This window comes from Helicobacter didelphidarum (assembly GCF_003364195.1).
In the GTDB taxonomy this organism is placed as follows: Bacteria; Campylobacterota; Campylobacteria; order Campylobacterales; family Helicobacteraceae; genus Helicobacter_A; species Helicobacter_A didelphidarum.
Map to the genome: position 1 here is coordinate 1 of NZ_NXLQ01000228.1, position 395 is coordinate 395.

At 33.4% G+C, this 395-nt stretch carries 2 protein-coding genes; both read left to right on the top strand.

Annotated features, from left to right (window positions below):
* Nucleotides 1–232: hypothetical protein (locus CQA53_RS13040; protein WP_115544056.1), on the top strand; the 232-nt coding region annotated here is incomplete at its 5' end.
* Nucleotides 225–395: phage baseplate assembly protein V (locus CQA53_RS13045; protein WP_342767986.1), on the top strand; the 171-nt coding region annotated here is incomplete at its 3' end. The genes CQA53_RS13040 and CQA53_RS13045, both read left to right, overlap by 8 nt.

Genomic DNA, 395 nt, shown 5'->3' on the forward strand with positions numbered 1-395 from the left:
ATCTGAAACATACTATTACACCTTTAAGCTCATCAATGGTAAATTCTATCTTCATCAATATAGCCAAGAAAATTTTGATGATGAAGTGCTTGATAAAACCTATATCTACTACCGAGTCCCTAGAGATGAACCAAAAGGCAAACACAGAATCTTGCTAGATTCTGTGAATGATGAATTATTGCAAGAGTTAGAATCTAAGTGCTATAAAGATGGAAAATGTAAAGATGAGTAATACCCCATTCTTACGAGTAGCCTCTCCAATAGCAAGTAATCAGAGTGGCTTATTTGCTATCCCTAGAGTAGGAGATGAAGTGATTATAAGCTATTTAGAAAATGATATAGATAAGCCCTATATTAGTTCTAGTTTGTATAATGTGAGTAATCCTCCTCTTATA